Source organism: Massilia eurypsychrophila, from assembly GCF_002760655.1.
Taxonomy (GTDB): Bacteria; Pseudomonadota; Gammaproteobacteria; order Burkholderiales; family Burkholderiaceae_D; genus JAFCUW01.
Genome location: NZ_PDOC01000028.1, coordinates 37,728 through 57,227, shown reverse-complemented (window position 1 = coordinate 57,227; position 19,500 = coordinate 37,728). Strand labels below are relative to the sequence as shown.

Below are 19,500 nucleotides of genomic sequence, written 5' to 3'. Positions count from 1 at the left end.
TCCAATTTTTAAGTGTGTGGTAATTGACGTTGATATCGTCCGCGACTGCCTGCACGCTCCTGCCGCCACGGGAGAATACCTTGACCAGTGCTTGTTCGACAAATGCTGGGGAATGCCTTGTTCTCATATCTGCCTCTATTTGGATAAAATCTGGAGGCGACAACTAGTCTGACACAGGGGGCAAGGCAAGCGATTGCTTCGGATGGAATTCCCCAGGAGGGATGGCCCCAAGGCAACTATGCTGGCCAACACTTTCGACGCAATTGAAGAGGTATCGCGCGATTTCACCTACACGATCGAGGTACTGTCGAACGACGCCACAATTTCCCTTAAGGCCGTCATGGGGAAAATGGTGACGGTGTCCCTGGTCCGCGATGACGGCAGCCTGCGCTACTTCAATGGTTATGTATTCGAGTTTCAGTTCGTGCGAACTGATGGCGGCTTCGCGTTTTATCACATGGTTCTCAAGCCCTGGCTCGCCTTCCTGCGGCTTAGGCAGGACAACGCGGTTTTTCAAAATGCGAGCGTCGTGGACCTGTGCAACAAAACCTTTGGCAATTACACACAACGCGATGTGAAATATCGGATCCTTGGCGAACAGCCACCGATGACACTTGCGGTCCAATACAACGAAACTGACCACAATCATATTCATCGAAGGCTTGAGGATAGTGGCCTGTTTTATTGGTATGAACATCGCCAGGATGGACACACTCTGTGGTTGAGCGACGACAGTACCAGGGCAGAACCCATCGAGGGCAAAACGCCTGAAATGGCATTCCAGAGTGCCGCTGGCTCTCTTGAAGATGACGGAGTGCACCAGTGGAGCGCCATGCGGCGCATCGCCGCCGGAAGAGTCACGCTCGGCAGCTTCGACTTCAAGAATATACACCGCGAGCCATCCGTCTTCTTCCCATCGATCCAGAAGCATGGCGGCGATTACGATCTCGAGATATATGAAAACACTGGTGCGTACGGATTCAGTCATGAGTCCAGCAAGCGATTGGCATGCCTGCGTGCTGAGGAGATCGAGGCACGAGACCAGGATTTCGCTGCACAAGGAAACGATCGCACGGCGCAACCCGGCCGTTGGTTCAAGCTGGCTGGGCATTTCAGTGGCGGTTCGCGCAGACGCCAATCCGGTTCGGATCGGCAGCCCGATGACAGGTCGGAGCGGCCCTATCTGGTGCTGCGGGTTCATCACCGGGCGCGCAACAATTACCAAGATGGCCGCGACGCTTTGTCCAGCTACGAAAATAGTTTTCGCTGCATGCGTAAGACTATCCCGTGGCGCCCAACGCGGGGCTGGAACAGCGAGCCGACCAGGATCTTCGGCGTGCAGACGGCAACAGTAGTTGGCCCTCCCGGCGACGAGATTCACACCGACGAATATGGGCGCGTGCGGGTCCAGTTCCATTGGGACCGCAAAGGGGCCTTGGACGCGGCCAGTTCGCCATGGGTGAGGGTGGTCTCCAGTTGGGCCGGCGCCAATTTCGGTCAGATCAGCGTGCCCCGAATCGAGCAGGAAGTAGTGGTCCAGTTCCTTGACGGGAACTGCGACCGGCCGCTGATCATCGGCAGCGTCTACAACTCGCGCAACATGCCGCCGTGGGACCTGCCGGCTTGCAAGACGCAGAGCGGCATTCTCACGCGATCCACGGTGGGGGGTGGACCGGCTACCGCGAATGCACTGCGATTCGAGGACAAAAAGGGCGCCGAAGAAGTCTGGCTGCACGCCGAGAAGAACCTGCGAATCGAGGTCGAGCACGACGAATCTCACTCGGTCGGCAACGACAGAAAGAAGACTGTCGATCATGACGAAACGGTGGAAGTGAAGCATGACCGTACCGAAACGGTCGGCCACGACGAACGTATTTCAATAGGCGCCAATCGGACCGAATCGGTAGGTGCAAACGAATCAATCACCGTCGGTGGTAACCGAACCGAAAGAGTCGGCAAAAACGATGCCGTGCGCATCGACGGCAATCGAAATGAAACCGTGCTGATGGCGAAAAGTGAAACCGTCGGCCTGGCCAAGGCGCTTTCCATCGGCGCCCTTTACCAGACCACTGTCGGGGGCGCGATGAATACCAGTGTGGTGATGTCGAGCTCCGAGCAGGTTGGCCAGCACAAATCGGTGCAAGTCGGGAGCAAATATGGGGTCGACGCGAAAGAACAAATCACGCTCTCCGTCGGTAGCTCCCGAATAAGCATATTGCCGGACGCAATCTATATCGAGGCGAATAACGTCCACATCAAAGGTCACCAGAACATCCACGCTGACGCACCGGCGGATATTTACCTCAACACCGGCACAGCGAGCGACGCTCCGACCATCAGCTTTCCAGCGGATTCCGAAGTGGCCGATGACGGAACCGAATTGGGTTAAGCGCGAAGTGTTTGTCCGTGTCGAAGTAACTCGTCAAGGCGGGAGCGAATGGCCAATATCGAAAACCACACGGGTGTCCCCCATTTCTGGTTTGAGCAGACCGGTCCGGACGGCGAGCGGCTAGATGTGCTGGTGGTCCGTGCCACCTTCGATTTCGCTGCTGGCGGCGAATTGATGACGCTGGCGAGCGAGCAGCACCCGGTCGTGCTGGGAGACACTTTCTCGGGTCCGGTGGCGACGGATCCTCTTCGTGCTGTGGTCAAAGACGACGGCGACTTGCTGCCGTACAAGCCAGGGACAGACATCCTGGTGACCGGTCACGCTAACGCACCAGAAGGGCGAGCGCATATAAATTGGGTCGCTGGCATTCGGGTGGGGAAAGTACAAAAAATTATCCGCTTGCACGGTCCGCGGCAATTTCGTAAACAGTTTTTTGGATGGCGGTTAGGACCGACTGAACCAACGACCCATGTAGCACTCGACTACCGCCTGGCCTTTGGTGGGTGTATCGATATTCCGGCAGCGCTTACCTCGGACGGCGAGCAGGACACTGTTAAACATCCCGGTAATCCTGCTGGCTCTGGATGGCTGCCCAAATCGGCCGCATACGGCAAACTCGACAAGGCAGCCCGAGAGCACGTCGCCAAATGGGTGCGTAACCAAAAGGTAATCGCCGCGCCACAAATCGAAGATGCGCTAAAGCCGGTAGTGCACCCGTATCAATCCGCGGGGACAGATAGTCTTGGGCCGATCGCGAGGTGGTGGACACCACGGCGCGCCTTGCAGGGCGCCTATGACGAGAAGTGGCGCAACGATCGTTACCCGATGGTGCCTGAGGATTTCGACTCGCGCTTCTATCAGAGTGCGCACCCTGACCTTGTGGCCGTTCCCCATTTGACGGGCGACGAAAGCGTGACTCTGTCGGGCTTGCTGCCGCAGAAGCGGGACATGCGCTTGCCGGGTTGGCGCCTTATTGCGGTAGTCACACGGGCGAGCGGCGACAGCATTGTTAGTCTTCCGGTGCTGGACACCGTACGATTCGATCTGGACCGATGCCAGGCATCGCTTGTCTGGCGCGCGCACTACGCGGAGGCTGGCGACCCCGTCACCGAACTCCTGGTGGCGGCTACTACTGCCGTGATCGACTGCGATCAATCGTCAACGAGCGAGCTCTCGGCGCGTGGGGCGGATACGTGAGCGGCGGAAATGATGGTGCTAGCAAGCTGAAGCTATCCAATCCCAATGGCGCTGATGCGAAAGGCAACCTTGCCTTTGAACCGTATGCGGTTGAGGATCAGATAGCGCGTTCAAAGCAACTTGCGGAATACGAGAAGCGGATCCAGCACCTTGAACAGAACATCGCCAAACTCAAAAAGCATCTTGGAGAAGGCGAGAAAAAGGAACCGCAACCTAAATCGGGACGCCAAGGAAAAGCGCGCCATATCGCCCACGCTGAAGGGTGGCAAGCCGTTTGCACCACCCCGGATTTTTGCAAGGTCGGCAAGGATGTAATTGCCTTTAACAGCTTTGCGACACTTGATCATAAGCGTTCAGCCTCACCCAATGTAAAGGCACGCGGCACGGCGATTTACCGCCAAGGCGACGTTCTGCAAAATGTGCAGGCGGACGCTGGCAAGCACGTCGTGTCCGGAACTTCCCTTGGTAGCGGCCACGTCAAGATCTTGGACGGCCATGCTAACGTCAAAGTCAACGGTGTTCCTGTCGCCCGTCACGATAGTCGGTGTTTGATCAACTGCGACGCGTCCGGAGTTGGCGGCGCGCAGGGAAAGCTTGTCACTGAACAGAAGGCAGCGGGTGCGGCTCCTTCGCCGGTGGAATCGACGCTTCCCCCAGGTCAGCGCACAAGCGCAAAACTTGAGGTGCTTAAAAAAGCGCGCGAGGCAGTCGCGGCAGAAAGGCTCAACTTTGATGCGCTCGACGAGTACGTTAATTTTGAGCAGTTACACAAAGTGCTGGACGGGCTTATTCAGAAGATCAGCGCCAAGCCAGGCACCGTCGCTGATCTGGACGCTCAAGTTCGGCGAGGGTTGATCGGCTTTGCGAAGGACGCTGCTCTAGGTATTGGAGAATTGGCATACGAAGGTATAAAAGCTGTCCCGAAGTTCGTTCGACTCACGCGAACGGATGGTGGGAGGCTACATGCTGAACTCGACGCACAGATCCTCGCGGAAAACGTACGACTCGATAACATCACGGCGAGCTCAGTAGGCGAAAGTGCAGTCAATATCGGCAAGGCGATTCTGGTCCCTGTGACAGACCCTTGGGAGAAGGGGCAGCACGTGGAATCCGTTACTCGCGGTGCTGCGGAAGTATTTTCCTTGGCGCTGGGTTGGCTAAGGGGAAGTCGTGGGGTTGGGGTGTCGAAATCCACGGCCCCCCCGTACCATCGAAAATCGTTGGTTCTGCAACGTCTGGGATTGTCCACCCCGTGGTATCCCATTCATCCCATAGCAAGGTGAAAGTTGGCGTTCATGTACTAGCACCGACGAAGCCGAAGTTCAGCGGCAATTGGGATAACTATCAAACCCATGGGTTAAAGGTCAACCCAATGAAGTCGCCGGAAGGGCGAAAGATGGTAGCAGAATTTGAGAAGAAGGGACTCAGTCGAAAGGACGCAATTGCGGAATCGGAAACGCTTATGAAAACCGGTACGTCTATGCCTCTCGCTAACCCCGTTGAAGTAGGTGACAAGTTTTTTAAGGTCGTACCGGCCGATGGAACGGTGGGTCCTAATAGTGCATTCTGGGCCACCGAAAAGGACTTGGCAGGTCTGAAGGGCTTAAGGTACGATCAGATCGCGGATCGCCTCGGAATTCCGCTAGTCTCGCAGCAAGGGGTGAAGTTTGAGGTAGTGGAGATTACAGCGTTGCGCCCTGGCATGACGTTTACTTCGGTCATTGCTCCTACAACGGAGCTCGGCGCAAATGGCACAGTTTGGTCACAATCGGGGAAGGGGATACAGACTCTGCTAATAGACCGAAGTATCTTTACATCCCCCAAACTTACCGCGATGACGTTCCCTTAGGAATCATAAAATGTATAAGAAACTTGTTAGGTACGATCAATGGCACTTCGCAGAGGTGGATCCTGTTGCCCTACGCCGTACGGCAGCAAAGTTGCGTGACGAGATTGTTCGAAAGATTAGTGAGGCTGCGGATATTTATTCCTTCTATTCGGTTACATTGCCAATTTTGGACGCGGCCATTAGAGGCGACATAGTCAATTCCCTAGACTTAGATCAATTACATTTTGTGAGTGGAAATTATTACCATGATAAACAAGAGGGCACTTTGCCGCCTGAGTATGACGCCGAGTTTCAGTCGGCTGTATCGGGATTCACGGTCACGGCTGAAGCCTTGTCCCTAGAGGAAACCGAGGACGTCATTATTGACGGAATTACCTACGGATGGGTCGAATTTGAGGAGGAAGGTGATTGGCCTGACAAAGTTAAATATCCCTGAAATTGCGTGCGAGACGTACCTCAATGTGTTAGCCAAAGCATGACATAGGGCATATTGTGTTCATAAAATTAGTCAGATATGATGGATGGCATTTTTCTAAGGTGGATCCTGTTCGACTGAAAAGACAGGCGATCAGTCTGAAGGAGCAGATCGAATCGAAAATACATGTTGATGATGATCCGTATTGCTTCTACTCACGCACTATGCCGCTTGTTGAGGCTGCGATTCGTGGTGAAATATCGGCGTCAGTAAATGGCAGGGAAAGTCGATACATCAGCGGAAATTTCAATCACGATGAAAGCGAGGGAACTTTACCACCGCAGTACGACAGGGAATTCACGCGCGCTCTGGCCGGGTTTGATGTTACTGTCCAGGGGCTTTCGCTCGAGGAGACCGAAGATATTGTTATAAACGGCGAGGTCTACGGTAGACTGGAATTTGAAGAAGAAGGGGACTGGCCAGATAGAGTGAAACACCCTTGAATGCAGTCAGCCGATCTCGACGCCTCTCCTGCGACCGAGCACAATAAGCAACTCTTATCCATTCAGAGCTTCACCTTGTACCCGCGTCTCAGCAAAGCTCGACTTCCAACCCCTCATACGCCAGCACCACCTGTAGCGACGCAGGCAGCCGATGCCGCGCCAGCAAATCCGCAAACACCGCCTCCAGATCATCATCCGACCGGGTCGGCTCATGATGCGTCACGTACAGCACCTTCGCGCCAACCCGAACCGCCATCTCCAGCGCCGAGTCGAGCGTGCCGTGCCCCCAGCCCCGCTTGGCCGGGTATTCCAGCTGCGTGTACGAGCAGTCGACAATCAACGCATCCACGCCGCGCATTGCCTCGTCGATTTCCCGCTGGCGCTGCTCCATATACGCTTGATACTCCGCATGCTGCGCGTCCTCTTGCGGGTACAGGTTGTAGAACGGCTCATGGTCGCCGGTGAAGAACACCGACTTGCCGTTGCAGGTGATGCGATAGCCAAGATTGGTACACGGGTGATTCATCAGCACATTGTCGACAACGGCGTCGCCGACGGCGACCTGCTCGCCAAAGGTCAGCGTCTGGTATTCGATGGTCGCGTCCATCTGCGCTTCGCCGACCGGAAAGTAGCTGTTTTGCAGTTGCACGCCGAGCACGTGCTCGATGCCTTTGCCGGTGGCCGGATCGACGGCGCCGTGCAGCCGCACCAGGCTGCCGCGATTAAACAGCGGCGTGAAAAACGGCAAACCGTGAATGTGGTCCCAGTGGCTGTGGGTGATGAAGATGTGGGCGCGCACGGGCAGGCGCGCAACCAGCTGCTGCGCCAGCGCGAAGATGCCGGTGCCGGCGTCAAGAATGATGAGCGTGCCGTCATCCGTGCATACCTCGATGCAGGTGGTGTTGCCGCCGTAACGCGCGGTGCGAGGGCCAGGCGACGGGATCGATCCGCGCACCCCCCAAAATCGGAATTTCATGATGTCATTTCCCGTGGACCAATTGGCTTTTTAGTAACAGCTGCGCGTATTTTCGCGTTGCAATTGACTGGATGATATCCGGTTTTACCCCCAATGGCTCGACAATAAAAAAACCCTGCGCACCGTGAGGCACGCAGGGTTTCATAGGGAGAAACGTTGCTTAAAGTACTTCGCTGGCGTGATCGGCCAGGCGCGAACGCTCGCCGCGGGCTAACGTCACGTGGCCGCTGTGCGACCAGCCCTTGAAGCGGTCCACCACATAGGTCAGGCCGCTCGAACCTTCGGTCAGGTACGGCGTGTCGATCTGCGCGATGTTGCCCAGGCACAGGATCTTGGTGCCGGGACCAGCGCGCGTGACCAGCGTCTTGAGCTGCTTCGGCGTCAGGTTCTGCGCTTCGTCGATGATCAGGAACTTGTTGACGAAGGTGCGGCCGCGCATGAAGTTGAGCGACTTGATCTTGATGCGCGAACGAATCAGGTCCTGCGTCGCCGCGCGGCCCCACTCGCCGCCGTCCGAATCGGACTTGTTGAGCACCTCGAGGTTGTCGTCGAACGCGCCCATCCATGGCGACATCTTCTCTTCCTCGGTCCCTGGCAGAAAGCCGATGTCTTCGCCGACCGGCACCGTGACGCGGGTGACGATGATCTCGTTGTACAGCTTGGTCTCGAGCACCTGCGCCAGGCCGGCGGCGAGCGCCAGCAAGGTCTTGCCGGTGCCGGCCTGGCCGAGCAGCGTGACGAAATCGCAGTCCGGATTCATCAGCAGGTTCAGCGCGAAGTTCTGCTCGCGGTTGCGCGCGGTCACGCCCCACACGTTGTTCTTGGTGTGGCTAAAGTCGCGCAAGGTCTGCAGCACCGCGGTCTTGCCGTTGAGCTGCTTGACCTGGCCGTAGAACGGCGCCTCGCCATTCTTCGGCTCGAGGAACACGAACTGGTTCATCAGCAAGGTCGGAATGGTCGGGCCCGTCACGCGGTAGAAGGTGGAGGAGGAACCGCCCTTGTTTTCCTGCCAGGATTCCATGTCCTTGCCGTTCTTGTTCCAGAAATCATCCGGCAGCTGGACGATGCCTGAATACAGCAGGTCGGTGTCTTCCAGCACGTGGTCGTTAAAGTAATCCTCAGCCGGCAGGCCCAGCGCGCGCGCCTTGATGCGCATGTTGATGTCTTTCGACACCAGCACGATGGCGCGGCCCGGCAGTTCGCCCTCGAGGTTGCGCACCACGCCGAGGATCTGGTTGTCGGCCTTGCCGACCGGCAGCCCTTCCGGCAGGGTCGGGCCGTTTTGCAGGCGCGTCTGGAAGAACAGGCGGCCCTTGGCGTCCTTGTTGCCCAGCTTGGCGAGCGGGATGCCCGCCTCGATGGCGTCGTCGTCAATGTTGGCGATCAGCGCGTCGAGCGTGCGCGAAACCTGGCGTGCATTGCGCGCCACCTCCGACATGCCCTTCTTGTGGTCGTCGAGCTCTTCGAGCGTCATCATCGGCAGGTAGACGTCGTGCTCCTCGAAGCGGAACAGCGACGACGGGTCATGCATCAGCACGTTGGTGTCGAGCACGAACATCTTGGTGGTGCCGGCCTTGTCGGCCTGGCGGCTGGTCGATGACTTGATGATCGCCTCGACCGGCTTGTGCTTGACCGGGTGCGGCACGTCGCGTTCGTCGTCGCTCTGCTCCTTGGCGCGCGCGGCAGGGCGCGCAGCGGCCACCGGCAGCGGCGTCGCGGCAGGCGCGGGAGCAGCGGCCTTGGCGGTCTTGACGGCGCGGATCGCTTTCGGCGCCGGCACGGCCTTGCCGCTGATCAGGTCCTCGACCGGGTCGAGCGGCGCCGCGGCGGCCACCGCGCGTACCGCGCCCTTGGCGCCGCGTTCGGCTTTCGGGTAGTCTTTTGCCAGCAGCAGCGCAGCCGGCTTGGTAGGAAGTTTTGGCAGTGGCATCAGGGTCTCAATCTAAAAAAGTTCCGAAGGGCCGCGAGGCGAGGCGCACGCTGCGCCTGGCGCATCGCGTTCAGGGCCTGGTCGTATTGCAAGGGGGAGGCGCTGGTCAGGCACGGCATAGTGGCCGCGCCGGCAGGCCGCCAGATTGGGATGATGCAGGAAGAGAAAACGGTGACTCAAAATGGGCGGATGCAATCGATGTTCTACAGCAGGTTGATCAACGGGAAGCCATCCTTGCTAGGGCTGGCTTTTCACGAACTCCAGCACTTCATCGGCGTGATCTGCAACCTTCACGCCACGCCATTCTTTCACCATTCGGCCCTCAGCGTCAATTACAAACGTGCTACGTTCGACCCCTCGAACCTGCTTGCCGTACATATTCTTCATTTTCATGACGTTGAACTGCAGGCAGACCGCTTCTTCCGGATCGGAGATCAGTTCAAACGGCAGTCCCAGCTTCGACTTGAAGCCCTCGTGCGAGCGCAGCGAATCGCGGCTGATGCCGTAGATTTCGGTGCCGGCGGCAAGGAACTGGTCGTGCAGTTCGCGAAACGCGATGCTCTCGGTAGTGCAGCCCGGCGTGTTGTCTTTCGGGTAGAAGTACAGCACGGTATAGCGGGCCGGACGGCCGGCGAGCTCGAACGCCTTGTCGCCAGTCATGGCGGCGGAAAAATTGCTTACGGATGCTGGGGTTTGGCTGTCAGCCACGGGGCTCTCCTGGACGCGCTGCGGTCGGGTCGGCCACGATCAGTTCACCTGAACGGCCGGGCAATTCGCCCCAGCTTACCGGATAGTCGGGCAAGGGCGAGTCTTTCACTTTCTGGTAATAGTCCGCCATCGACGCCAGCTGGTAGCCTTGGGCTTTCCAAGCTGACAATAGCTGTTCGAATATGGGGCTGAGTTTTTGTCCTTCAAGCTCCGCGTGCAATGTATATACGTGATCGCGCCCGGCGCCGGCCGTCAGCTTCAGCAGGTGGGCGGCGATATTGGCCGTCGTGATGGTCACGCCGCCGATCGTGCGGCCCAGCAGCTCGTCCAGCGTCGGCAGAGTCGTCGGCAATTGCACGCAGTTGGTGCCGGCGATGCGGTGGGGGCCGCAGCGCGCGTCGAGCAGCGAGCCGTCGTCGCGCAGCATGGCGCGGCCGTCCGACGCGTAGGCGAAGCCGGCCGCGTCGTGCTCCTTGAAAGCGTGCGCGTTCATCTGCCAGCCGGCCGCGCCGTGGGTCAGCGACGGCTGGCCGAACACGGACCGGAAGCGATCCTCGGCACGGCGCATGATGCGCGAAGTCCAGCTGGCGCCGTGCTTGCGCACGCTGTCCTGCCAGCGGACGTGGTCCCAGGTGTGGATGCCGCATTCAAAGCCGGCGTACTGGGCGCTCAGCATCTGGTTGGCGCAGTCGCGGCCGATATCGGGCGCCGGCAGCAGCACGCCGTACAGCAGCGTCTTCAGCCCGTAGTGTTCCAGCACCGACGTGCGCGATACTTTCGAGAAAAAGCCCGGGCGAAATGCACGCTTCAATGCCCAGCCGGTGTGATCGGGGCCAAGCGAGAACAGGAACGTTGCGTGCGCATCGTGCGCGCGCAGCATGCGAACCAGGTTCGGCACGCCTTCACGCGTGCCGCGATAGGTGTCTACGTCGATCTTCAGCGTCAGCAGCGGGCCGGTGGTGCGGGTCTGGTCGGTCAAATCTTCAATCCATCAAGGCGTTGGCAACCTGGCGGCGGCAGGCTTCGGCGCCGCGCCAATCAGGCGCCGGCGCCGGCAAGGCGCTCTCGGAGCTGGGCCGGCGAGACGGGTTCGCCGTCGGCCAGCAGGCTGGAAATGGCGAGCACGCGGCCATCGCCGCACACGCCCACGATGCAATTATCCACCACAGCTAGTCCGGCAGGCAACTCGCTACGCTCGAGCGGCGACAACCTTGCTTTTTCGATAATGTAGCGCTGGCCGCCGGCATTGGTGAACGCGCCGGGGTAGGGCGGCGCCACCGCCCGGTGCAGGTTGTAGACTTCGCTGGCCGGCCGCGACCAGTCGATGCGGCCGTCTTCCGGCTTGCGCCCGCCAAAATAGCCGCCCTGCGCCAGGTCGTTGATCCGGCGCGGCGCGCTGCCGTCGAGCAGGGCCGGCAGCACTTGCCACAGCGCCTGCTCGGCCGCGACGGTGACCTTGCCGAACACCTCGTAGGCGGTGTCGTCGGGCAAGATCGGCACCGCGCTCTGGGCGACGATGGCGCCGGCGTCCGGCTTGACCGTCATTTCGTGCAAGGTGGCGCCGGTTTGCGTGGCGCCGTGCAGCACCGCCCAGTTGACCGGCGCGCGGCCGCGGAACTGCGGCAGCAGCGAGCCGTGCATATTAAACGCCGGCGCCACCGCCAGCAGCGACGCCGGCAGCATGTTGCGGTAGTAGAAGCTGAACATCAGGTCCGGTTGCGCCGCCTCTACCCGCGCCAGCAAGTCGGGCGAGCCGGCGTCGGCCGGCGTGACGAAGGCAATGCCTTCGGCCTGGCACAGCGAGATGACCGACTCGAACCAGATATTTTCGCCGGCGCTGTCCTCGTGCGTGACCACCAGCGCGACGTCGACGCCGCCGGCGAGCAACACCTTCAGGCAGCGTACCCCGACATTGTGATACGCGAACACAACCGCGCGGCGCGCCGCCATCAGCGTCCAACCTGGCGTTTTTCCACCGCCAGGTCGATCTGCTCGTCCTTGCCCGGCACATGCTGCAAGATGGTCTGCACCACGTAGCGCGGCCGCGCGCGCACCTGCTGGAAGATGCGGCCGATGTATTCACCGAGCAATCCGATGCCGAACAGGATCACGCCCATGAAGAAGAAGGCGATCGCAAACAGCGTGAACACGCCTTCGGCCTCGGCGCCCATGATGAAGCGGCGGATCAGCAGCATCACCACCAGCAGCGCCGACAGCAGCGACATGACCATGCCGAGCATCGAAAAGATCTGCAGCGGTACCAGCGAAAAGCCGGTCACCAGGTCGAAGTTCAGCCGGATCAGGCTGTAGAGCGAATACTTCGATTCGCCGGCCGCGCGTTCCTCGTGCTCGACGATGATCTCGGTCGGCTTGCGCGAAAACTTGTACGCCAGCGCCGGCACGAACGTGTTGACCTCGCCGCACTGGTTGACCAGGTCGATGACGTTGCGCCCGTAGGCGCGCAGCATGTTGCCCTGGTCGGTGATCTGAATATTGGTGATGCGGTAGCGCAGCCGGTTCATCATCTTCGAGGCGATCGTGCGCCACGCCGAATCCTGGCGCTTGCGGCGGATCGAGCCGACGTAGTCGTAGCCTTCGCGAATCTTCTCGACCAGCTTGTGGATTTCCTCGGGCGGGTTTTGCAGGTCGGCGTCGAGCGTGACGACGATTTCGCCGCGGGTGGCCTCGAAGCCGGCCAAGATCGCCATGTGCTGGCCGTAGTTGCCGTTAAACAGCACCACGCGGGTGACGTCCGGGCGCGTGCGGAACTGCTCGGCCAGGATCGACACCGAGTTGTCGCGGCTGCCGTCGTTGACGAACACGATCTCGTACGGGACGCCGATCTTGTCGAGCGCCGGATACAGGCGTTCGAACAGCGCGCCCAGGCCCGCTTCCTCGTTATAGATGGGAATGACGATCGACAGTTCGGGCTTCATGGCGGTGACGCTGGCGATCATTTGGCCAGCACCGATTTGACCGCGCCTACCGCGCGCTCGACGTCCGCTTCGGTCATCGCGTAGAACATCGGCAGCGTCACCGTCAGCCGGCCGATCCGCTCCGACTCGGGGAACATGCCTTCCTTGAAGCCCATCTCGCGGTACAAGGTGAACAGGTGGATCGGCGCATAGTGAAAGCCGGTGCCGACGTTGAACTCGGTTTTCATGCGCGTCATGAAATCGGCGCGCGTGGTCGGGCCGCGGTCCGGCAAGACGATCTGGAACAGGTGCCAGTTCGACGTGTCGAACGCCTGCTGCGGCAGCTGGGCACTGCTGTGCGCCTCGAATTCGGGGCCGAAGCTCTTGAAATAATGCGCCGCCAGCGCGCGGCGGTGCGCGTTGACCGCGTCGATCGTCTTCATCTGGCCAATGCCGATGGCCGCGGCGATGTCGGTCATGTTGTACTTCCCGCCCAGGACGTCGACGTCGATGCCGTCGACGCCGCTGCGGGTCACGCCCTGCAGCCTGAACTTGTCGGCCAGCGCCGCTTCCTCGGCCGTGTTCATCACCAGGCAGCCGCCTTCGCCGGTGGTCAGGTTCTTGTTGACCTGGAAGCTGAACGACGCGAAGTCGCCGAAGGCGCCGATGCGGCGGCCCTTCCAGGTCGAGCCGAAGGCTTGGGCGGCGTCTTCCACCACGCGCAGCTTGTGCTTGTCGGCGATCGCGTACAGGCGGTCCATGTCGACCGGCAGGCCGGCCAGGTAGACCGGGATGATGGCGCGGGTGCGCGGCGTGATCGCCGCTTCCAGTTTATCGAGGTCGATGTTGCGGGTGACCGGATCGATGTCGGCAAATACAGGCGTCGCGCCCACTTCGAGGATGACGTTGGCGGTGGCCACCCACGACACCGGCGTGGTGATGACTTCGTCGCCGGATCCCACGCCGGCGATGCGCAGCGCGATCTCCATCGTGCAGGTGCCGGAGTTGAAGGTGCGTACCGGGCGCCCGCCGAAATACGCCGACAGCTGCGCCTCGAACGCGGCCACCTGCGGGCCGCCGTTGGTCAGCCATCCGGAGCGCAGCACGTCGCCGACGGCGGCGATGGTCGCTTCGTCGATGGTCGGGCGGGAGAAGGGCAGGAAGGGCAGGGCGGTCATTGAATTCTCTTGTCTAAGTGTTCTTTTGGCGCTGCGCCGGACGCCGCCAAATGGGGCATTCTAGCAGCGTTCCAGGCGCCGATATATGTCAGATTCGGTCAGGTTCGGTCAGGTCCGGGCCAGCAGCGCCACGCCGATCATGATCACCCCGATGGCCAGCAGGCGCTGCATCGACACCGCTTCGCCGAGGAAGTACCAGGCCGCGGCGGCGCTGACGACGTAGCCGAGCGAGAGCATCGGATAGGCGATCGTCACGTCGGTGCGCGACAGGCCGATGATCCACACCACCAGCGAGATCGCGTAGCACACCAGGCCGGCCAGGATGGGCAGCTGGGTGATGACCTTGATGCCGGTGGCGAACCAGTTCTGCGCCGTCAGGTGGATGGCGCCGCCAAGGGCGTTGGTGCCGGCCTTGAGGAAGATCTGGGCGGCCGCATTGAGCAGCACCCCGGTGATAATGAAAGCGAAGGTAGACCAGGTCATTTGCGGATATCGTTGGCGATCACGGTGCGGCGCTCGTCGCGCGCCACCACGCGCATCGGCACGCCTTTCTGTTGGAGGTCCGTATAGATGTCGGCGCGGATGAAGGCGATGTCGCGCACGCCGGCGGCGGCGTCGCGGGTCCATTTTTCGACGAACGCGTCGACCGTCGGCATGCCCAGTTCAGGCTGCTGTTTCAGGCCAAACGAGAATTCATCGGTGTAGTTCACCAGCACCGTGGTGCGCTGCAGGTAGAACGTCATCGACTGTTCGTAGGTGCCGACCGAGAAGATGGTGCTTGTGGGCCGCAGCTCGGCCTGGATGGCCGGCAGCATCGCGGCGCCGGCGCGCGCGCGGCCGATCGGTTCGAACCCGGCCAGTATCAGGCCGGTGGTGGCAAAGCCGGTCACCGCCAGCACCACCACCATCAGGTCGCGCTGCATCTGGCGGGCGTAGACGACCGCCAGCGCGCCGCCGGCCAGCGCCACGAAGCCGGCCGCCAGCACCCACGGCTGGAACGCCTGGTACAGATGCGCCTCGCCGTGTTTCGACATCTTCGCCATGAACGGTACCGTTGCCATCAGCGCCACGCCGACCAGCGACATCGAGCCGGCCGTCAGCATGCGGCTGCGGCGCGTGCCCACTTCCAGGTAGTTCGCCGCCAGCAGCGCCAGCGCCGGGAAGATCGGCAGGATGTAGCCGGGCAGCTTGGAGTTCGACTTGGTGAAGAACAGCAGGATGAACACGGCCCAGACCAGCAGCATCAGGCGCGGGCGGAAGCGGCCCGCTTCCTTCTGTACGGCCAGGCGCAGGCTTTGCAGCAGCACGCCGACCCACGGCACCATGCCGATGGCGGTGAGCGTGAAGAAGATGTACCAGGACTGCTCGCGTTTGTGCTCCTTGAGGAAGAAGCGGTTCCAGTGTTCGTGTACGAAGAAGAAGTAGGGCTGCTCGGGATTGCGCATGCCGACCAGTACGAACCACGGCGCGGCGATGGCGAAAAACACCAGCAGCCCCTTGATCAGGTGCAGCCGGCCCCACAAATTCCAGTCGCGCGTGATCAGCGTGTAGAGCACCAGTATGGCGCCCGGCAGCACCAGGCCGATCAGCCCTTTCGACAGCACCGCCAGCGCCATCCCGGCCCAGCACACCAGCATCCAGTTGCGTTGTTCGGCAGCGCTGGCGTCGTCGCGCTGCGCCAGCAGCAGGGCGCACAGGGCGATCGTCATCATGCCCGACAAGCCCATGTCGAGCGAATCGATCTGGCTGCAGGCGACCCAGTAGAAGCACGAACCGAGCACCAGCGCGGCATAAAAGCCGGTGCGCTGGCCGAATACCTTGCTGCCGGCGTAGCCGGTCATCACCACGCCAAGGATGCCGCAGAGGCCCGTCCACAGGCGCGCCTGCCACTCGCCCAGGCCGAACAGGGTGAACGACAGCGCGTTCATCCAGGTCTGCAGCGGCGGCTTCTCGAAGTACTTGATGCCGTTTAAGCGGGTGGTGACCCAGTCGCCGCTGACGAACATCTCGCGCGCCATTTCGGCGTAGCGGCCTTCGTCGGGCGGCACCAGGGTACGCACGCCCAGCAGGTACAGCGTGGTGGCGACGAAAACGGCAAACAGGGTCCAGATGACGGGGCGCGACTTGTGCAGTTCGTTCATCAGACAGCCGGCGCTTGCAGGATCAGCGCCAGGGTGACCTTGCGGCCCTCGCCCATCAGGATGTTGTAGGTGCGGCAGGCGGCCTGGTTGTCCATGCACTCGACGCCGATGCGCCGGCCCGACAGGCTGGCGATCAGACGCGGATGGATGAAGCGCTGGCGTTCGCCCGTGCCGAGAATGACGACGTCGGGCGAAGTGGCGGCGATGGCCTCGAAATGGGTTTCGGTGAGCTCTTCGAAGGCGGCCACCGGCCACGGCTGGGGCGGCGTTTCCGGCATCACCGTCAGGCTGTGCTGGTACGGCGTGGCGTTGATTTCGACACCGCCGTCGAAGTAGCCGGTGACGGTCTGGTACTGCTGGGTTGAGCTGGAATGGAGCTTCATGGCATTGGCGTCTGGTGGGCAGGCGCGTGATTAGGGCTTGTCGGGCGGCTGTTCGCCGGGTGCGGGCGTTAGCATGCCACAAACTATATAAAAGCGCGAATTTCCGCGATCCTGCCGCCAATTCGGTGCGTTCATATTGTTTTCGACTTCAATTGACGGCCGTTGGCGGTTGATTAAATCGGGCGCTTTCGGCAGAATGGGTATTTTTCGCACTGCAACATGGCGCGCCACCTGGACAGGGAATTATTTTGCGACCGATTCTGAAATCGAACAAGCTCGATGATGTGTGCTACGAGATCCGCGGCCCGGCCATGGAAAAGGCCCGCCAGATGGAAGAGGACGGGCACAAGATCATCAAGCTCAATATTGGCAACCTGGCCGTATTCGGTTTCGATCCGCCCGACGAGATCGTGCGCGACATGATCATGAACATGCATGGCGCGGCCGGTTACACCGACTCGAAGGGCATGTTCGCGCCGCGCAAGGCGGTGATGCACTACACCCAGGGCAAAAAGATCAGCGGCGTGTCGATCGACGACATCTACCTCGGCAACGGCGCCTCCGAACTGATCGTCATGGCGATGAACGGCCTGCTCAACACCGGCGACGAAGTGCTGGTGCCGGCGCCGGACTATCCGCTGTGGACCGCGGCGGTCAGCCTGTCGGGCGGTAACCCGGTCCATTACGTCTGCGACGAGCAGGCCGGCTGGTTTCCCGACATCGACGACATGCGCCGCAAGATCACGCCCAACACCAAGGCGATCGTCGTCATCAATCCGAACAATCCGACCGGCGCGCTGTATCCGCGCGAGGTCCTGCTCGAAATCGTCGAGCTGGCGCGCCAGCATCAGCTGATCATCTACGCCGACGAAATCTACGACAAGACGCTGTACGACGCCAGCGAGCATGAGTCGATCGCCGCGCTGGCCGACGACGTCTTGTTCGTCACGCTCAACGGCCTGTCGAAGAACTACCGCTCGTGCGGCTACCGCGCCGGCTGGATGGTGGTGTCGGGCGAGAAGCGCCACGCCAAGGACTACATCGATGGCCTCAACATGCTCGCCTCGATGCGCCTGTGCGCCAATGCGCCGGGCCAGTTCGCAATCCAGACCGCGCTGGGCGGCTACCAGAGCATCGCCGACCTGGTCGGCCCCGGCGGGCGCTTGCTCAAGCAGCGCGACCTGGCGCACCAACTACTGACCGATATACCGGGCGTTACCTGCGTCAAGCCAAAAGCGGCGCTGTACATGTTCCCCCGCCTCGACCCCGTGATGTACCCGATCGCGGACGACCAGCAGTTCGCCTACGACCTGCTGTCCGAGGAAAAAGTCCTGATCGTGCAAGGCACCGGATTTAACTGGATCGCGCCGGATCACTTCCGCCTCGTGTTCCTGCCCAATTCGGACGACCTCACCGACGCATGCGGCCGCATCGCCCGCTTCCTCGACGGCTACCGTCGACGCCACGGACGCGGCTGAAAACCCTCACAGTAAAAGAATATGAAACCCATCAAAGTAGGCTTGTTAGGCATCGGCACTGTCGGTGAAGGGACGTTCAACGTCCTCAAACGCAACCAGGAAGAGATCCGCCGCCGCGCCGGCCGCGGCATCGAGATCACCATGGTCGCGGCCCGCAATACCGAGCGCGCCGCGCGCCTGGTGGGCGGCGAGTGCGAAGTGGTCAGCGATCCGTTCGCCGTCGTCGACCATCCCGACATCGACATCGTCATCGAACTGATTGGCGGCTACGAGCTGCCGCGCGAACTGGTGATGCGAGCCATCGCCAACGGCAAGCACGTCGTCACGGCCAACAAGGCGCTGCTGGCGCTGCATGGCAACGAGATCTTCGCCGCCGCCCAGGAGAAGGGCGTCATGGTCGCCTTCGAAGCGGCTGTCGCCGGCGGCATCCCGATCATCAAGGCGCTGCGCGAAGGCCTGACCGCGAACCGGATCGAATCGGTGGCCGGCATCATCAACGGCACCACCAACTTCATCCTCTCGGAGATGCGCGACAAGGGGCTCGACTTTTCCACCGCGCTGGCGCAGGCGCAGGGGCTGGGTTACGCCGAAGCCGATCCGACCTTCGACATCGAAGGCGTCGACGCCGCCCACAAGCTCACCATCATGTCGGCGATCGCGTTCGGCATCCCGGTGCAGTTCGACAAAGCCCACATCGAGGGCATCAGCAAGCTGGAGGCGGTCGACATCCGCTACGCCGAGCAGCTCGGCTACCGCATCAAGCTGCTCGGCATCACGCGCCGCACCGTGATCGACGGCGTCGAAGGGATCGAATTGCGCGTGCACCCGACCTTGATTCCGACCAAGCGCCTGATTGCCAACGTCGAAGGCGCGATGAACGCTGTGCTGGTGCAGGCCGACGCTGTCGGCGCCACGCTTTACTACGGCAAGGGCGCCGGCGCCGAGCCGACCGCTTCGTCGGTGATCGCCGACCTGGTCGACATCACGCGCCTGGCCACGGCCGATCCGGAGTACCGCGTGCCGCACCTGGCGTTCCAGCCGAACCAGATGACCGACGTGGCGATCTGGCCGATGTCCGAGATCAACACCAGCTACTACCTGCGGGTCTATGTGAAGAACCGGCTTGGCGTGATGGCGGACCTGACGCGCATCCTGGCCGACGCCCGCATCTCGATCGACGCGGTGCTGCAGAAGGAGCCGGCCGAAGGCGCCACGCGCCTCGACATCATCATGCTGACGCACCAGACGCGCGAAAAGAACATCGACGCGGCGATCGCCAAGATCGAGGCGCTCGACACGGTGGTGGGCAACGTGACGCGGATCCGCCTTGAGAGCCTGAGCTGACTTCAGCCACATAAACCACCAACGTCATCCTAACGCAGCGCGGACCCATACGCCGCCGGCAGGGGTCCCGCTGCGCGAGGATGACGATGTTTCA

Annotated in this window: 18 protein-coding genes; 7 read left to right on the top strand and 11 right to left on the bottom strand. The window is 61.1% G+C overall.

What is annotated here, in order from left to right; genetic code table 11:
- The coding region (locus CR105_RS29520; RefSeq protein WP_370660705.1) for a transposase at positions 1–127 on the bottom strand (127 nt) is incomplete at its 3' end.
- A 111-nt stretch (positions 128–238) separates the two neighbouring features.
- Between CR105_RS29520 and CR105_RS24780 the strand changes: the two genes are divergently transcribed.
- From CR105_RS24780 to CR105_RS28020, 5 genes are all read left to right on the top strand, one after another.
- Positions 239–2,389, top strand: a complete 2,151-nt coding sequence (locus CR105_RS24780) for a type VI secretion system Vgr family protein (RefSeq protein WP_229414112.1) — start codon at positions 239–241, stop codon at positions 2,387–2,389.
- Positions 2,390–2,437: 48 nt separating this feature from the next.
- The gene (locus CR105_RS24775; protein WP_099793242.1) at positions 2,438–3,586 is read left to right on the top strand and encodes a DUF2169 family type VI secretion system accessory protein; all 1,149 of its coding nucleotides are present in this window, start codon (positions 2,438–2,440) and stop codon (positions 3,584–3,586) included.
- Positions 3,583–4,869: a PAAR domain-containing protein gene (locus CR105_RS28025; RefSeq protein ID WP_131021826.1), complete on the top strand. Its 1,287-nt coding sequence runs from the start codon at positions 3,583–3,585 to the stop codon at positions 4,867–4,869. Before CR105_RS24775 ends, CR105_RS28025 begins: the two co-directional genes overlap by 4 nt.
- Positions 4,870–5,445: 576 nt before the next feature.
- Positions 5,446–5,871 (top strand): hypothetical protein, encoded by a 426-nt coding sequence (locus tag CR105_RS24755; RefSeq protein ID WP_099793234.1) that lies wholly within the window; start codon positions 5,446–5,448, stop codon positions 5,869–5,871.
- Positions 5,872–5,972: 101 nt separating this feature from the next.
- Positions 5,973–6,353 (top strand): hypothetical protein, encoded by a 381-nt coding sequence (locus CR105_RS28020; RefSeq protein ID WP_143752812.1) that lies wholly within the window; start codon positions 5,973–5,975, stop codon positions 6,351–6,353.
- 88 nt (positions 6,354–6,441) lie between these two features.
- Here CR105_RS28020 and CR105_RS24750 read toward each other — a convergent pair whose 3' ends face one another.
- From CR105_RS24750 to CR105_RS24705, 10 genes are all read right to left on the bottom strand, one after another.
- A complete protein-coding gene (locus CR105_RS24750) occupies positions 6,442–7,329 on the bottom strand; it encodes an MBL fold metallo-hydrolase (RefSeq protein ID WP_099793232.1) in 888 nt (295 codons plus the stop codon).
- Positions 7,330–7,489: 160 nt separating this feature from the next.
- Positions 7,490–9,259 carry a PhoH family protein gene (locus CR105_RS24745; RefSeq protein ID WP_099793230.1) on the bottom strand — a complete coding sequence of 590 codons (1,770 nt, stop codon included), beginning with the start codon at positions 9,257–9,259 and terminating at the stop codon, positions 7,490–7,492.
- A gap of 237 nt (positions 9,260–9,496) precedes the next feature.
- Positions 9,497–9,967 carry a peroxiredoxin gene (locus CR105_RS24740; RefSeq protein ID WP_099793228.1) on the bottom strand — a complete coding sequence of 157 codons (471 nt, stop codon included), beginning with the start codon at positions 9,965–9,967 and terminating at the stop codon, positions 9,497–9,499.
- Positions 9,960–10,946 carry a polysaccharide deacetylase family protein gene (locus CR105_RS24735; protein WP_229414111.1) on the bottom strand — a complete coding sequence of 329 codons (987 nt, stop codon included), beginning with the start codon at positions 10,944–10,946 and terminating at the stop codon, positions 9,960–9,962. The genes CR105_RS24740 and CR105_RS24735 overlap by 8 nt, the downstream gene beginning before the upstream one ends.
- A gap of 59 nt (positions 10,947–11,005) precedes the next feature.
- Positions 11,006–11,917 carry a formyltransferase gene (locus tag CR105_RS24730; protein ID WP_099793226.1) on the bottom strand — a complete coding sequence of 304 codons (912 nt, stop codon included), beginning with the start codon at positions 11,915–11,917 and terminating at the stop codon, positions 11,006–11,008.
- Entirely contained in the window at positions 11,917–12,903 is a 987-nt protein-coding gene (locus tag CR105_RS24725) for a glycosyltransferase (protein WP_099793246.1), read from the bottom strand. The genes CR105_RS24730 and CR105_RS24725 overlap by 1 nt, the downstream gene beginning before the upstream one ends.
- 17 nt (positions 12,904–12,920) lie before the next feature.
- Positions 12,921–14,060: a DegT/DnrJ/EryC1/StrS family aminotransferase gene (locus CR105_RS24720; protein ID WP_099793224.1), complete on the bottom strand. Its 1,140-nt coding sequence runs from the start codon at positions 14,058–14,060 to the stop codon at positions 12,921–12,923.
- Between the two features lie 108 nt (positions 14,061–14,168).
- Complete coding sequence (locus tag CR105_RS24715) at positions 14,169–14,543, bottom strand: EamA family transporter (protein WP_099793222.1); 375 nt, start codon at positions 14,541–14,543, stop codon at positions 14,169–14,171.
- Positions 14,540–16,201 carry a glycosyltransferase family 39 protein gene (locus CR105_RS24710; RefSeq protein ID WP_099793220.1) on the bottom strand — a complete coding sequence of 554 codons (1,662 nt, stop codon included), beginning with the start codon at positions 16,199–16,201 and terminating at the stop codon, positions 14,540–14,542. Before CR105_RS24710 ends, CR105_RS24715 begins: the two co-directional genes overlap by 4 nt.
- On the bottom strand, positions 16,201–16,584 hold the full coding sequence (locus CR105_RS24705; protein WP_099793218.1) for an Mth938-like domain-containing protein: 384 nt from the start codon (positions 16,582–16,584) through the stop codon (positions 16,201–16,203). Before CR105_RS24705 ends, CR105_RS24710 begins: the two co-directional genes overlap by 1 nt.
- Positions 16,585–16,832: 248 nt before the next feature.
- On the opposite strand from CR105_RS24705, the gene CR105_RS24700 reads away from it, so the two are divergent.
- Positions 16,833–18,062 (top strand): pyridoxal phosphate-dependent aminotransferase, encoded by a 1,230-nt coding sequence (locus tag CR105_RS24700; protein WP_099793216.1) that lies wholly within the window; start codon positions 16,833–16,835, stop codon positions 18,060–18,062.
- A gap of 21 nt (positions 18,063–18,083) precedes the next feature.
- Positions 18,084–19,406 (top strand): homoserine dehydrogenase, encoded by a 1,323-nt coding sequence (locus tag CR105_RS24695; protein ID WP_099793214.1) that lies wholly within the window; start codon positions 18,084–18,086, stop codon positions 19,404–19,406.
- The last annotated feature ends 94 nt before the right edge of the window (positions 19,407–19,500 follow it).

What these genes read in the sequence shown, in the direction of transcription:
- CR105_RS24780 (WP_229414112.1), top strand. Translation starts at nt 239, where the DNA reads ATGCTGGCCAACACTTTCGACGCAATTGAAGAGGTATCGCGCGATTTC.
- CR105_RS24775 (WP_099793242.1), top strand. Translation starts at nt 2,438, where the DNA reads ATGGCCAATATCGAAAACCACACGGGTGTCCCCCATTTCTGGTTTGAG.
- CR105_RS24755 (WP_099793234.1), top strand. Translation starts at nt 5,446, where the DNA reads ATGTATAAGAAACTTGTTAGGTACGATCAATGGCACTTCGCAGAGGTG.
- CR105_RS24750 (WP_099793232.1), bottom strand. Translation starts at nt 7,329, where the DNA reads ATGAAATTCCGATTTTGGGGGGTGCGCGGATCGATCCCGTCGCCTGGC.
- CR105_RS24745 (WP_099793230.1), bottom strand. Translation starts at nt 9,259, where the DNA reads ATGCCACTGCCAAAACTTCCTACCAAGCCGGCTGCGCTGCTGCTGGCA.
- CR105_RS24730 (WP_099793226.1), bottom strand. Translation starts at nt 11,917, where the DNA reads ATGGCGGCGCGCCGCGCGGTTGTGTTCGCGTATCACAATGTCGGGGTA.
- CR105_RS24725 (WP_099793246.1), bottom strand. Translation starts at nt 12,903, where the DNA reads ATGAAGCCCGAACTGTCGATCGTCATTCCCATCTATAACGAGGAAGCG.
- CR105_RS24720 (WP_099793224.1), bottom strand. Translation starts at nt 14,060, where the DNA reads ATGACCGCCCTGCCCTTCCTGCCCTTCTCCCGCCCGACCATCGACGAA.
- CR105_RS24715 (WP_099793222.1), bottom strand. Translation starts at nt 14,543, where the DNA reads ATGACCTGGTCTACCTTCGCTTTCATTATCACCGGGGTGCTGCTCAAT.
- CR105_RS24710 (WP_099793220.1), bottom strand. Translation starts at nt 16,201, where the DNA reads ATGAACGAACTGCACAAGTCGCGCCCCGTCATCTGGACCCTGTTTGCC.
- CR105_RS24705 (WP_099793218.1), bottom strand. Translation starts at nt 16,584, where the DNA reads ATGAAGCTCCATTCCAGCTCAACCCAGCAGTACCAGACCGTCACCGGC.
- CR105_RS24695 (WP_099793214.1), top strand. Translation starts at nt 18,084, where the DNA reads ATGAAACCCATCAAAGTAGGCTTGTTAGGCATCGGCACTGTCGGTGAA.